The 13,917-nt window shown below is 60.2% G+C and carries 9 protein-coding genes; 5 read left to right on the top strand and 4 right to left on the bottom strand.

Features of this window, described 5'->3' with window-relative positions:
- Positions 1 to 255: 255 nt before the first annotated feature.
- Together Mal15_RS17295 and ftsH are read right to left on the bottom strand one after the other, a co-directional pair.
- Entirely contained in the window at positions 256 to 1,242 is a 987-nt protein-coding gene (locus Mal15_RS17295; protein WP_147868917.1) for an SMP-30/gluconolactonase/LRE family protein, read from the bottom strand.
- A 28-nt stretch (positions 1,243 to 1,270) separates the two neighbouring features.
- On the bottom strand, positions 1,271 to 3,379 hold the full coding sequence (ftsH, locus tag Mal15_RS17290) for an ATP-dependent zinc metalloprotease FtsH (protein ID WP_147868916.1): 2,109 nt from the start codon (positions 3,377 to 3,379) through the stop codon (positions 1,271 to 1,273).
- A 218-nt stretch (positions 3,380 to 3,597) separates the two neighbouring features.
- On the opposite strand from ftsH, the gene dxr reads away from it, so the two are divergent.
- From dxr to Mal15_RS17275, 3 genes are all read left to right on the top strand, one after another.
- Entirely contained in the window at positions 3,598 to 4,860 is a 1,263-nt protein-coding gene (gene dxr / locus Mal15_RS17285; RefSeq protein WP_390623366.1) for a 1-deoxy-D-xylulose-5-phosphate reductoisomerase, read from the top strand.
- Positions 4,861 to 4,878: 18 nt separating this feature from the next.
- Positions 4,879 to 7,038: a site-2 protease family protein gene (locus Mal15_RS17280; RefSeq protein ID WP_147868914.1), complete on the top strand. Its 2,160-nt coding sequence runs from the start codon at positions 4,879 to 4,881 to the stop codon at positions 7,036 to 7,038.
- 724 nt (positions 7,039 to 7,762) lie between these two features.
- Positions 7,763 to 8,110: a hypothetical protein gene (locus Mal15_RS17275; RefSeq protein WP_147868913.1), complete on the top strand. Its 348-nt coding sequence runs from the start codon at positions 7,763 to 7,765 to the stop codon at positions 8,108 to 8,110.
- Between the two features lie 355 nt (positions 8,111 to 8,465).
- Here the strand turns inward: Mal15_RS17275 and Mal15_RS17270 are convergent, their stop codons facing one another.
- Both Mal15_RS17270 and gnd read right to left on the bottom strand, forming a co-directional pair.
- Entirely contained in the window at positions 8,466 to 9,560 is a 1,095-nt protein-coding gene (locus Mal15_RS17270; RefSeq protein ID WP_147868912.1) for a molybdopterin-binding domain-containing protein, read from the bottom strand.
- A gap of 11 nt (positions 9,561 to 9,571) precedes the next feature.
- A complete protein-coding gene (gnd, locus tag Mal15_RS17265; protein ID WP_147868911.1) occupies positions 9,572 to 11,050 on the bottom strand; it encodes a decarboxylating NADP(+)-dependent phosphogluconate dehydrogenase in 1,479 nt (492 codons plus the stop codon).
- A gap of 430 nt (positions 11,051 to 11,480) precedes the next feature.
- Here gnd and Mal15_RS17260 point away from each other — a divergent pair, with 430 nt between their 5' ends.
- Positions 11,481 to 12,881, top strand: coding sequence for a DUF1598 domain-containing protein (locus Mal15_RS17260; RefSeq protein ID WP_147868910.1), 1,401 nt, complete (start codon positions 11,481 to 11,483; stop codon positions 12,879 to 12,881).
- Positions 12,882 to 12,988: 107 nt separating this feature from the next.
- On the top strand, positions 12,989 to 13,783 hold the full coding sequence (locus Mal15_RS17255) for an arginyltransferase (RefSeq protein WP_147868909.1): 795 nt from the start codon (positions 12,989 to 12,991) through the stop codon (positions 13,781 to 13,783).
- Positions 13,784 to 13,917: the final 134 nt, after the last annotated feature.

The raw sequence follows: 13,917 nt of genomic DNA, 5'->3' as shown, positions 1-13,917 counted from the left end.
CTCACCGAGAATGCGGGGGGCGTAGGCGTTGCTCCACGCGACGAGTGATTCGCGAGGCGGAGCCTCCAGGAACGTTTGTTCCCAGGCGGGAGCCAGGGAACAAGTCGTAGTTTCGGAGGTAGGAAAATTAGGAGATGCAACTTCGAACCGAGAGCGGCAGTTTTCCTACCTCCAAAATCTTCTTACCTCTCCCCTTCCTGTCACGTTGAAAGATGCAGGAGAGGGATGGCAGAATGATTCGGGGCAGAATGATGTTTATTTCATCTTGATGCGGCACAGGAAGTTATCCGCGGTGATGTACAGGTAGGCTTCTTCGCTGTCGAAGGTGCAGTTGCTGACGCGTCCGCCGGTGATCATACGTCCGATCAGTTTGCCGTCGGGGGTGAGCACGTAAATCGCCCCGGGGCCGCTACCAAAGATCGTGCCGTCCTTCTTGACGGTCATCCCATCGGGAAGCCCGGGATAGTCCTTCATCGCCGCTTTGGCATCGTGCAGCACTTTGCCCTCGCCCAGATTTCCGTCGTCGCCGATGGGGAACGCCATCCAGATCGGACGCTCTGGATCGCTTTGCGCGACGTACAGTGTTTTCTCGTCCGGTGACAATCCGATCCCGTTGGGACGTGTCATCTCTTTGGTCAACAACGTCAGCGTACCGTCGGTTGCGAGCCGATAGACGCCACAGAAGTCCAGTTCGCGACGCGGATCGTCGGCACGTTCGGGCAAACCGTAGGGCGGATCGGTGAAGTACAGGTTGCCTGATTTGTCGAACGTCAAATCGTTGGGGCTGTTCAGTCGTTTGCCCTGGTAGCGGTCGGCCAGGGTCAGTTTTCCGCCACCGCGGGTCAGCACGGATACGCGACGATCACCGTGTTCGCACATCGTCAAGCGATGCTGGGGATCCAGCGTCAGACCGTTCGATCCGGGTTCCAAGCCGTAGTAGCTGACTCCGGTGTACCCACTCGGTCGCATGAACAATTCCACGCCGCGGGATTGGGACCAGCGGAAAATGCTGTTGCGTGGGATATCCGAAAACAGCAGGTGGCCGCCTCCGTCGTCGGCGATCCAAACCGGTCCTTCGGTCCAGGTGAATCCCCCTGCCAGCACCTCGATCTTGGTGCCGGCATCGGCGTACTGTTCCATTTCCGGCGACAGGACTTCGATCTGGCCGATCGTGGACGGTGTTTGTGCGACGCCGAAGGAGGCGACGGCGAGCAGCAACAGCAGACTGGTTAGTTTTCGCATCGAGTTGAATCAAATGAAGGTGAGAGCGTTATTCCGCGTCCTTCAGTGTATCCAAATCGTTTTCGGGTTTGCGGATTTGTGCCCGAGGTTTTTCGGTAATGGTTCCCGGGACCAACCAGGGGCCGGTCGAATGCTCCTTGATGATCCGGAACAGTTCGCCGTTGTCGATCGATTCGACCTCCAGCAACCGCTGCGTGATCGCTTCGAGCACTTCGCGGCGCTGGGTCAGGATCTCGCGGGTCTGCGTGAGCGCGTCTTCGACGATCCGCGACACTTCTTTGTCGATCAACTTGGCCGTGTCTTCGCCGTAAGTCATGCTGTGTCCGTTGCCGCCACCGCCGGCCAGGAACGGTGACCCGGTGCTGTGGCGATAATTGATCCGGCCCAAGCGGCTCATGCCGAAATCCATCACCATGCTGCGGGCGATTTCGGTGCAGCGTTCCAAGTCGTTCTGTGCTCCGGTACTGATGTCTTGCAGCACCATTTCTTCGGCCAGCGTGCCGGCCAGCAGGACCTTCATCCGGCTTTCCAATTCCAGCTTGGTCATCAGGTAGCGTTCGGAGTCGGGACGCTGCATGGTGTAGCCCAGTGCGGCGAACCCGCGTGGGATGATACTGACCTTGTGGACCGGATCGGTGTTGGGCAATGCGGCGGCGACCAGTGCGTGGGCGGCTTCGTGATAGGCCACGCGGATCTTTTCATCCTCGTTCATCACGCGGTTCTTCTTTTCCAACCCCGCGGTGACTCGATCGACCGCTTCGTCAAACTCGGTCGTGCTGACGGCGGACTTGTCGGCCCGCGCCGCCAACAGTGCGGCTTCGTTGACCAGGTTGGCCAGATCCGCACCAACAAAACCACTGGTGATCGACGCGATGTGACGCAAGTCGACTTCGTCGTCCAATTTCACGCTGCGCACATGAACCTTCAAGATCGCTTCGCGCCCGGCCACGTCGGGACGATCCACTAGCACCTGACGGTCGAATCGCCCGGGCCGCAACAACGCCGGGTCCAACGTTTCGGGACGGTTGGTCGCGGCGACGACGATCACGCCGTTGTTGGAATCAAACCCGTCCATTTCAACCAGCAGGGCGTTGAGCGTTTGTTCGCGTTCGTCGTGTCCACCGACGACGCTGCCCGAGCGGCTTTTGCCCAAGGCGTCCAGTTCGTCGATAAAGATGATGCACGGCGCGCGGCTGGTCGCCTGTTGGAACATGTCACGGACGCGAGCGGCCCCGACCCCGACAAACATCTCGACAAAATCGCTGCCGGACAGACTGAAGAACGGCACACCGGCTTCACCGGCGATCGCTTTGGCCAACAGGGTTTTCCCGGTTCCGGGAGGCCCGACCAGCAACACGCCTTTGGGGATGCGGCCACCGAGTGCCTGGTATTTTTCACTGTTCTTTAGAAAGTCGACGATCTCGCGGACTTCTTCCACCGCCTCGTCAATTCCCGCGGCGTCTTCGAACGAGATCGACAGATCTTCTTGGCCGTGCAGTTTGCCACGGCTGCGCGAGAACGACATCGGCGAGCCGACGCCACCGATCCGCCGCAGCATGATCACACCGATCGCGATGATCGCTCCCAACATGAACAGATTGAACCAGTTGTCGGCCAGCCAGCGGTTGGGGCGTGCGTTGTCCCAGGTCACACCGGAATCACGCAGGATCTTGTCGAAGTACGCGTCCTGCGTTTCGTTGACCACTCGGACGGTTTTGAAATCGGTCCGCGTCGGCAAATTCTCGGGATCGTCGGCCGCCTTGCTGCCCGAACCGAGCGACCGGTACATCACCGTGCCGGTGATTTCGTCGTCGCCGAGCAGCACGAGTTGCAGATCAGAAAACTCCAATTGAATCTTGGGGTCCTTCGGCGAATCGACGACAATTTTGGGCGTTTCTGCCTTGCCGCCTTCCGCTTCGATCTGCTTTTGTTTGGCGTGTTCAATCAGCAGTTTGGTCAAATCGGGGTAACGCAGCGAGCGACTGTTTTGCCCGAACAGTAGCGCGCTCATCATCACCGCCAGGATCACACCGATGATGACCAGCCAGACACCACCGGTTCGCGTTTCCCGTGACGGCGCGTCGCCTCGGTCGTTTGGATCGTTGGAACCGCGATTGGAACGTTTGTTGTCACTCATCAGAAATCGAAATCAGCATCGAAAAGTGGGAAAGACGTGATGTGGGCACTCAGAAACTAGTCGGATCCGTCCAGATCACACGCCATTGTTCGGTCCAATTGCAAATGGGACAACCCAGCGCGGTCCGGGCGTGCGGCAAGGTCGGGTCGTAACAATCCGGCGGATCGTCCATGATAGGGGTTTCAAAGGATTCTACCGGAGCTGATGGAACCGTTGCCGTGACAAAACTCTCTAACGCCCCCCCCAGCGAATCCGAATGGTCCGGCGATCGGTCCGAACGATCGACGGTGAATGTTGCGGTCCTGGGCGCGACCGGCAGCATCGGAACATCGACCGCCGAGGTGATTGCCCATTTGAATCAAATCGACCCGGAAAACGGCTGGCGGCTGTGGGCGGCCTCGGGGCACAGCAACCTGGAGGTTCTGGAGGAATTGGTCGGCCGGGCGGCACGCGACGGGGCTGCTCCGCAGCGAGTGATCCTTTCCGATCCGTCGGTGATATCACCCCAGGCGGCGGCGGAGCGATTTGGAACGTTTGGAATCCAGGTCGACGGTCTTCGATTCGGGGCAGAACAATTGGTCGACGCGGCGCGGGATCCGCAGGTCGACGTCGTGGTTGCGGCGATCGTCGGTCGCGCCGGGTTGGAAAGCACGGTCGCGGCGGTCCAGGCGGGAAAACGCGTGGCGCTCGCCAATAAGGAGACCCTGGTCGTCGCCGGGGGCTTGGTCAGCGAACAGGCCGCCAACTCGGGCGGGCAGTTGTTGCCGGTCGATAGCGAGCATTCGGCGATTTGGCAGTGCATCGCGGATTCACCCAGTCCCGCCAGGCGGCTGATTCTGACCGCCAGCGGGGGGCCGTTCCGATCGGCCAGTGCCGCTGAAATGCGAGATGCCACTCCGGAGGACGCCCTCGCACACCCCACCTGGCAGATGGGGCGGAAAATCTCGATCGATTCGGCGACGATGATGAACAAAGCGTTGGAGATCATCGAGGCCCGCTGGCTATTTGACGTGTCGGCCGATCAGATCGAGGTGATGATTCATCCCCAATCGATCATCCACTCGATGGTGGAGTTCCAGGACGGGTCGGTGTTGGCCCAGTTGAGCCCGCCAGACATGCGATTGCCGATCCAGTATGCTTTGACGCACCCCCGGCGTCTGGCCTGTCCGGCCCCACCGCTGGATCGCCGTCAGAGCTGGGATCTGAGTTTGGAGCCGGCGGATTTGGAACGATTTCCCGCGTTGACGCTCGGTTTTGAAGTCGCCCGAGTCGGTGGAACCGCCGGTGCCGTGGTCAATGCCGCCAATGAAGTGGCGGTCGGTCTGTTCCTGAGCGGCGAAATTCGGTTTACTGACATAGTTCCCCTGTGCCAAAAAACCCTCGAAAATCACACGTTCGAACAACGGCCCTGCTTGGCCCGTTTATTGGAACTCGACCACTGGGCACGCCAAGAAGCGCGGCGCTGTGCCGAACGCCTTTAGTCCACTCCCTTTGAATACATGAACGATATGATCAGCGACCTGTTCCTCCTCATTGCCCAATCCGAGCCGGATGGTCTGATGGCGCTGGGAGGTAGTATCCTGCTCTGGACGCGGGTGGCGCTGGGCATCGGCCTGGTCATTTTTGTCCACGAACTCGGTCACTTTGTCGCTGCCAAGACCTTCGGCGTGAAATGCGAAAAGTTTTACGTCGGGTTTGACCCGCCGCTGAAGATCGGTCCGATCAAGCTGCCCTCGACGCTGGGCAAATTCACCTATGGTGAAACCGAATACGGGATCGGGATCATTCCGCTGGGCGGCTACGTCAAAATGCTGGGCCAGGATGACGACCCGCGAAAAATGAAAGACGAAGCGGCCCGGGCGCGACAGTTGTCCGAGGATGCCGATTCCGAGGATGAGGAAGACCAGATCGATGGCGAGGCTGCTAAGGCTTCGGCAGACGAGCTGGCGGAATTGGATCCCCGCAGCTTGCCCGCCAAACCGGTCTGGCAACGCATGATCATCATGAGCGCGGGCGTGTTCATGAACGTCGTGACCGGCGCGATGTTCGCCGCCGTCGCGTTCCTGTATGGCGTGCCGTACACGCCGGCAGTGATCGGTGGTGTCACCCCCGGCGGTCCCGCCTGGCAAGCCGGCATCGACCCCGGCGGACAAGTCGTCAGCGTCGATGGCATGGACGACGCCCAAATGCACTTCCGCGAAATGCGCTCGGCGATTCTGCATGCGGGTTTGGAAACGCCGGATCGCCCGATCCCGTTGACCGTCGCGTTCGACAGCCGCAACGTCCAATACGAACTGGTCACCCAACCGCATCCGTTGCAGAAGCGATTCCGGATGATCGGAATCACCAGCCCGACGTCGACCACGTTGAGCGAGTCCGAAAACGCGGCACCGCGAAGTATTGCCGCGTCTGTGCTGACCGAGGCAGACCTTGGCGCGACGATCATCTCGTTCGACGGGACGGAGATCAACGAAAAGGCGATGGTGCCCGGGACGCCGTTTTTTGATTACCTGAATACCCATCCCGACAAGACCATCACCATCGGACTGCGCCGCGCCGACGGCAGCACCCACGAGGTCGAATTGCCGCCGCAACCATCAAAGTGGGTCGGAATTCGAACGGCCGTCGGCCCCGTGTCTGCGTTGGTGACCAACGGACCGGCCGAACAAGCCGGGTTGCAAGTCGGTGACGTGATCGAAGCCGTCGGTGAGTTGAAGTCACCCGATGCCGAGGAATTGGTATTGGCTCTGGCGCGTCGCCAGCCGATCGCGTTGACGGTGCGTCGCGGAGAGGAAACGCTGGACATCGAAATCACTCCCGATGATTCCCCGCAAACCCTCGCGCCCACCTACGGCACCGGAGACAAGGCGTCGGTCAATGCCTACGGATTCGCCTTCGACATGCCGGCCGTCGTTGCCGCGTTCAGCAAAGATCAGCTGGTCAAAGGCGACCCGCTGCAGCCGACCGACGAATTGAAAAGCATCACGCTGTTACAGTCCAACGAATATCCGGACGATTTCACATCGGGACCCTTGGCTGACTTGGTCACCGAGCTTTCCAAGGGATGGAAATTCGACGAAGTTCAAACCGCGGCTGGGTTCTTTGAGTCGATCCAATCGCTGCCCGAGGGGACGGAATTCAAAATCCTGGCCGAACGTGCCCAGAGTGGCGTGATCGTCGAATCGGTCGTCAAGCTGTCTGCCGATCAACGTGTCCGTTTCGAGCGAGGTTTGGGTCTGGTCGCGTCCGAGGAGATCCAAACGGCCGGATCGATCAAGGAAGCGTCGGTGTTGGGGATTCGCGAGTGCCGCCGTCGACTGGGCGAAGTCTTTCGGTTCCTGAACATGCTGGTCCACGGCAGTGTCAGCAAAGACCAGGTCGGCGGTCCGATCCGAATTTTCCAAGTCGCCGGCAGCGAAGCCGAGCGTGGAGTTTCGGCGCAATTGCTGTTCTTGACGATGCTGAGCATGAACTTGGCGGTGTTGAATTTCTTGCCGATTCCGGTCTTGGATGGTGGTCACATGGTGTTCCTGATCTGCGAAGCGATCATGGGACGGCGTGTGAACGAAGAGCTGGAGATGCGATTGACGCTGGTCGGCGGGTTGATGCTGTTGGCGCTGATGGTGTTCGTGTTCTTTAACGATTTGATCAATATCTGATCGGGTTCGTCGGCGTCCTTTCCAGGTCGCCGCGGGAGAGCTGTACGACGTCCTTTCCAGGTCGTCGCGGGAGAGTCCCGCGGAGCGACGGCCCGGAAGGGCCATCGTACGTATGGGCGGGCGGTCGGTCGGAGCGACGGCCCGGAAGGGCCATCGTACGGGCGAGGCTGCGTTCCGTATCTGCGGCCTTTGACGGCGTGACCGGAAGCAACGGTCGCCTCCAACATGCCTGTTGCGAGTGTCCTTCACGTTGCGAGCGTGGTTCATGTTGAGCGTGTCCGTCGCGGATGCGCGGGCGGCTGTTTGGGGCTGTCCACACATTCATGCCGGTTTGGTGCACGGGTCGCGCGGTGGCGTCGATATGACAGTTGTTCGATTAACCCTCGAATCGATTTTCAACTGACGACCCTCCCTCCCTATGTCGGTTGAGATCGCGGCGCATCGGAGCATCGACGTCTGCCGTCCTGACCCCAAAACTGTCTCACCAGGTCCGGTCGCTATGACCGGTCCAGAGAGAGTTGGGCAGACGTCGCTGCTCGCCCGCGATCCCATCCAACGAATCATCCAACTGCTCACCGCCTCCCAACCGGTAGCCGTTCGCTGATGCACTCCCGAGGGTTCTGATGATGGATGCGCTTGCCTCTCCCCTGCGCCGCGCGATTTTCGGGTCGATCGATGACTTCCCAGTCCAATCCAAGCGCCACTCCCTTTCTTAGGAGGCACCATGGCCAAAAAAGACACCTACCGCGTGGTCACACGCGGCCATGATGGTTCGTTGATGATTTCCGATTATCCCTCCATCGCCCCCCTGATGCAGTCGCACCAACAGATCGGCATCGATGATTGCAGCACCGACTTGGCGCTCCGCGGAATGCCCGTGTTTCGCGGCCTGATCGGCCCGATGCCCGAAGGCAAGAACATCGTGCGCTACGAAACGCCCGAAGTGTTTGAAGTCCTGACGAAAGAATGGATGAATGCCAAGCCTCGCAAACGACGGCGTCGCACCGCCGCGCAGATCGCCGAGGAAGCCGCGCTCGCATTAGAGCTGGAATCGCAAATGGCGTCCTCGTAGCGTCGGCGTCCACTCGTTCCCGGGCTCCGCCTGGGAACGGAGGTTTCCGGAGGCTTCGCCTGGGCTGCGCGAGATCATTCGATTCGTTCGCGTTTTATTGCGTCGGATGTTGGCGTTTTCGATTCCGCGAAAACCTCGAGGGATCAGCCATTTGGCGACAGCCTACGGGAATCCGTCGACGCTGGGGCCCGAACGCTTGCGCGAATCGGCTGATGTCTCCCGTGTTTCGTCGGCTGTTTGTGGCAGGAGCCACCATTACATTGCGTTCCAAGGCAGAGCCTTGGAACGAGACGCATGAGGCAGAGCCTTGGAACGAGAACGTTCGTGCGTGTTGGGCCCCTGGGGCAGGAGCGTCCTACACCGCGCCCAGCACCCGCTGGAGCACTTCGATGCGGCTGGGGTGCGGTGAAGTCGTCAGACCTGCCAGCGGCAACGTGACCGAGCCGTCACCGCGAATCGTGGTGTCTGCGTGATGCACACCGGGCACGGCGGCGGGCAGGTAGGCCTTGGCGATCGACTCGCCCGGATCGGGGCCACCGATTTGCAGGCTCACCGCGGAGAGGCTTCCGGACAGCCGCGTGCCGATTCGAATTGCGGGACGCGGCGGTTGAGAAAGTTCCGACTCGGAGACGTGATTGTTGCGCCAGCGCATCACGGTGTGCAGGTTCTGGTCCGCGGTCAGTCGCAGCAGCGTGACACGGGAGACGATCGGATCGTCACCGCTACCGATCGGCAATGCCGACTCGTTCCAACCAGCGATCCACCGCAACAACAACTCGCTGGCGATCGTTTCTTCGCCCGGCTCAAACGGTGCGTCCCCGACCACGACCACGGTGGATCGGCTGTGTCGAAAATGTTCGTGCAGCCGGTCGGCCTCCGATGCAGCCGCGCAGGGTTCGCCCTCGGCGTCGGAGGTTTCCCGGCGCAGCAATTCGTGCAACCGTGAAAGCAGCGCGATGCCGGGCGAGGGGGTGTACTCGATCGCCAATCCTGACTGGTTCAAGCGCTCTTTCAATCGCGGCGTCGCATGGTCCGGATTGCCGATCACCCAGGCATATTCGGCGCGGCGCACCGCATCACCCAGCGTGGTGCCGAGCAGTCCGTCACGCGCGATCGTCTGGTCGAGTGACCGGGCTGATGCGTCGCGATCGATCCGCAGTCGGATCTGCCCGCGTTTGACCATCGCGTCGAGCGTTTTGGCTTCCGCGATCGTGGCCCCGATGAAGTCCACGACTGGGGGCGTCTTGAGCGAAAGCGATTGACGCAAGGCGTCCCAATTGATCGTCTCGATCGGCTGCGATTCCAACCTGGCCGACGGCGGGCGGATGGCGGACGCGAAGGCGACCTGGGCCACATGGCACGGCACGTCGGTTTCTCCGCTGATGGGATCGACTCGCAGGTCGTCACAACACAGCGGGCAAAACGGACAGACGATCGGATCATTGGACATGATTGTCCCCGCTACGCCTTGGGGGTCTTGCGCAGTTGCAACCATTCGCTGTGGAAGGTGCCTTCCTTGTCGACCCGCTGGTAGGTGTGGGCGCCGAAGTAGTCGCGTTGAGCCTGCAACAAATTGGCGGGCAAGCGGGCCAGTCGGTATCCGTCGTAGTAGCACAGTGCGGTGCTGAATGCCGGCACGGGGATTCCCATCACCGAAGCGACCGCGACGACCTTGCGCCATTTTTCTTGGGCGTTTTCGACGGCGTCTTCAAAGTACTTGGCCAGCAACAGGTTTTCCAACTTCGGATCGGCATCGAAGGCTTCTTTGATGCGGTCGAGGAACTGGGCGCGAATGATGCAACCGCCACGCCACAGCAGTGCGGCGGCACCGTAGTCCAGGTCCCAATTGTGTTCCTCCGAAGCGGCCTGCAGTTGGACAAAGCCCTGAGCGTAGGAAACGATCTTTGATGCGTAGAGGGCTTGGCGAACGGCTTCGACGAATTCGGCTCGATCGCCGACCAGCGATTGTGCGATCGCACGCATTTCCGGGTTGGAGGATTCCGAGGGGCCGTTGAGTGTTTCGCTGGCTCGGACGCGGGCCTCTTTCTGAGCCGACAAACCGCGGGCGAAGACGGCGGTCGTGACCAGCGTGCTGGGGACGCCCAAGTCGAGCGCCAACTGGCTCATCCATTTCCCCGTGCCCTTGGCGCCGGCGACGTCCATGATCTTGTCGACCAGGAAACCGTCACCGCCCTGGTCATCTTTGACGCTGAAGATGTCGCGGGTGATTTCGATCAGGTAGCTCTGCAGTTCGCCGTCGTTCCACTGGTCAAAGACGTCGTACAGTTCGTCGTTGGTCAATCCGCCCAGCTCACGCAACAACTGGTAGGCTTCGCAAATCAGCTGCATGTCGCCGTATTCGATGCCGTTGTGCACCATTTTGACGTAGTTGCCGGCACCGCCGCTGCCCAACCATTCACAGCAAGGGATGTCGTTCTTGGGGCCGACCTTGGCAGCGATCGACTGGAACATCTCTTTGATGTGCGGCCAGGCTTCGGCCGAACCGCCGGGCATCAAACTGGGGCCCTTCAGTGCCCCCTCTTCGCCGCCGCTGACGCCGCATCCGACATACAGCAGCCCGGCTTCTTCGACCTGCTTGGTGCGTCGCTCGGTGTGCACGTAGTATTCGTTGCCGCCGTCGATGATGATGTCGCCCGGTTCACAGTGCGGCAGCAGTTGTTCGATGATGGCGTCGACGGCCGGTCCGGCTTTGACCAGCATCATCAGTTTGCGGGGGCGTTTGACGGATTTGACAAATTCCTCGATCGAGTGTGTGCCGACAAAGTTTTTGCCTTTGGCACGCCCGGCGATCAGCTCGTCGACCTTGCTGGTCGTGCGGTTGTACACGGCGACCTTGTACCCGCGACTTTCCACGTTCAGGGCCAAGTTCTCGCCCATGACTGCTAGACCAATCAAACCGAAATCGCAATCGCCGCTCATGTTTACAAACTCATTGGGAAGGTGGTTTCCAGACCGTCAGGCCAGATTCTACGGCAGACCAAAAAAACCGAAAGGGCGGGGAAAATCAACGTCGGCGGAAGGTTTGGAGAGCTAGGATAAAACCGATACGGTATGGCGTTTGCACCGCCCTTGTGTGCCCAGCCGAACCGGACCGGCAAATCGTTCCCGGCTGCCCATCACGTCGCCGCCTCGCACTCCCGCCAGGGAGGGTTGTGTGGCTTGTGTAGACGGCGATGCCCCACAAGGGGGCCATTGGGGGCGACCGATTTGCACCAATTCCTATTCCCTCGCGGTAGTTTCTTGCCGATCCGGCCGCGACTGATTACTGTCAACAGCAAGTGACTTTTCCCCTGCGCCTCCACAACCAGCGCCTCCACACTCCGGCCGCGTTTTGAAATTGGTTTCACCGATGACACGTCTTTTCCGCACCTATTTGCTTGCCGCGCTCGCCGCAGCCTTCTTCACGTCTGGATCCAGCGTCTACGGCCAGGATAACGGCGGCGGTGGCGGCGGCGGAACCAACATCAACTTTGCCCAGCCGATCGCTGGCGTTGATATCGATGCCCAAGGCGTTTTGAAAGTCCGCCAATTCGATCCGCGTGTCGCTCGGCAGCGTCTGATGGCCGCCCGCCAGATGCGTGACAACGACCTGATGCGTGGTAGCAAACTGCGAAAAGTCTCGCTGCAACGCATGGAAGCGGCACTCCAGGAACAACTCGCCGCCGGAGGGGCGATCGGTGACGATTTGAAAACCCTGGCGGGTCTGACCTCGATCCAATACGTGTTCTATTACCCCGAAACGCGGGACATCGTGGTCGCCGGGCCGGCCGAAGGTTTTGTCGCCGACCCCACCGAACGCTTCGTGGGGATCGAATCCGGTAAGCCCACCGTGCTGCTGGAAGACCTCGCGACCGCCTTGCGTGCGTTTGCCCCAGGGCAACCCGCGACCGGCGTGATCAGCGTGTCGATCGATCCGACCCAGGAGGGGCTGCAACGGATGCAGCAATTCCTCGCTTCGGTCCGCGGCCGGGTTCAACCGAGTGACGCGGCGCGGTTGGCCGTCGGTTTGAAAAACAATTTGGGGCTGCAAGACGTCACGATTCGCGGGATCCCGACCGACACGCACTTCGCCCGCGTGCTGGTGGAAGCGGACTATCGCATGAAACTGATCGGGATCGGCCTGGAACGGTTGCCGATGCGATTCCAAAGCTACGTCGATCGAGCGAACCCGTCGGCGGTCGCGGCCAACGCCATGGAACGTTGGTATTTCCAGCCTCGATACGACGGCATCGCGGTCAGCGAAGACGGCTTGGCGATGAAGATCAACGAGCGTGGCGTCGAACTGGTGGGTGAGAACGAACGGGTGTCCGGCGGAAAACGCACGATCACCCGTCGCGTCAACAAAGCCAGCCAAGCGTTCTGCCAAGAGTTCACCGACAAGTTCCCGGCGATCGCCGACCAGGTGCGGGTCTATGCCGAATTGCGTCAGCTGATGGACGTTTCGATCGCGGCAGCCTACATCCAGGAACAAGATTTCTACGGGCAAGCGGAATGGGCGATGCCGGTCCTGGGGAATGAATCGGCCCTGACCGTGCAAACCTACACCGCACCAGAACAGGTCGAAACAGCCGTCAACGCGGTGTGGCGCGGCAACACCTTGATGACTCCCCTGGGCGGTGGCGTGCAAATGATGCCCCGCAAAGCGCTGGCCAAAGAGACGTTGGTGGTCGATCGTGAAGGCCGAAACAACGAAGTTAAACAGTCCGCCGGCCCGTCCGATCTGAAGGACGGTCAATGGTGGTGGGACTGATCCATCCGTTTCGCTGATTGAAGTCGACACGTCAGATTTGTGTCGCAACCGCAAAATCACGCTACACTGGCCGTCGGGAAATACGTTCTCGCGGCCAGTGTTTTTTTATGAAATACGAGTCACCCTCGAAATCGTCCGATCCTCTCAATCGGATCGACGCCAGCGAACATGACTTCGCCAAGAAGGGGTTGGTGGTCGTCTACGACTCGCTGCAGGAGTGTCCGTATCTGGACGGAAAAGTAGCGCGGATGCCGTTGGAGTATCCCAAACGCCGGGTTTCGCCGGACGACCTGGATCGGCTGTTGCGACTCGGTTACCGTCGCGCCGGAACCATGCTGTACCGGACTCAGTGTCCTGATTGCAACGAGTGCATTGCCACCCGCGTGGACGTCCGACAATTTCGCTTGACCCGTTCGATGAAACGGATCCTCAATCGGTCCGATCGGGAGTTGGAGGTCGCGTGGGGCAGGGTGCAGATCGATGCGGAGCGATTGCGGTTGTTCAATGGGCACCGAGCGGCGCGGCAACTTTCGCAACGCGGGCCTGCGGATTTGGCCGATTACCACGAGTTTCTGGTCGCGACCTGCGTCGAAACGGCGGAATTAACGTTCCGCCTGGGTGGGAAACTGATCGGAATCTCGATCGTCGATTTGGGCCGCGATTCGCTCAACGCCGTCTACACCCACTTCGACCCCGTCTTCGGACGCTATTGCATCGGCACCCTGGCGGTGCTCAAGCAGATCCAGTGGGCCATCGAAACCGAACGAACGTACGTGTATTTGGGCCTGTTCGTCGCCGAAAACCGTCACCTGAATTACAAAGAACGTTTCCGTCCCCAGCAACGACTCTTGGACGGTGTTTGGCAGACGGTCGCGGAGGCCAATGGCCCTGATGCAGATTGAGACATGTTGCAAATCAATACACTCGCGCTGCAGCATTTTGCTACGCTTGTCAGCTGCGGGATGAACCGTTTGTGGCCGAATGAGAAAAATTCGTCATTGGCATGCTTTTTTCATAACGGGCTGGTGGTGAAGGA

It is taken from the genome of Stieleria maiorica (assembly GCF_008035925.1).
Taxonomy (GTDB): domain Bacteria; phylum Planctomycetota; class Planctomycetia; order Pirellulales; family Pirellulaceae; genus Stieleria; species Stieleria maiorica.
The sequence above is the reverse complement of the archived record's forward strand: the minus strand, read 5'-3'. Positions and strand labels throughout refer to the sequence as shown.

Coding starts and splice junctions, on each gene's coding strand:
- Mal15_RS17260 (WP_147868910.1), top strand. CDS start 11,481: ATGACACGTCTTTTCCGCACCTATTTGCTTGCCGCGCTCGCCGCAGCC.
- Mal15_RS17255 (WP_147868909.1), top strand. CDS start 12,989: ATGAAATACGAGTCACCCTCGAAATCGTCCGATCCTCTCAATCGGATC.
- gnd (WP_147868911.1), bottom strand. CDS start 11,050: ATGAGCGGCGATTGCGATTTCGGTTTGATTGGTCTAGCAGTCATGGGC.
- ftsH (WP_147868916.1), bottom strand. CDS start 3,379: ATGAGTGACAACAAACGTTCCAATCGCGGTTCCAACGATCCAAACGAC.
- Mal15_RS17295 (WP_147868917.1), bottom strand. CDS start 1,242: ATGCGAAAACTAACCAGTCTGCTGTTGCTGCTCGCCGTCGCCTCCTTC.
- Mal15_RS17270 (WP_147868912.1), bottom strand. CDS start 9,560: ATGTCCAATGATCCGATCGTCTGTCCGTTTTGCCCGCTGTGTTGTGAC.
- Mal15_RS17275 (WP_147868913.1), top strand. CDS start 7,763: ATGGCCAAAAAAGACACCTACCGCGTGGTCACACGCGGCCATGATGGT.
- Mal15_RS17280 (WP_147868914.1), top strand. CDS start 4,879: ATGAACGATATGATCAGCGACCTGTTCCTCCTCATTGCCCAATCCGAG.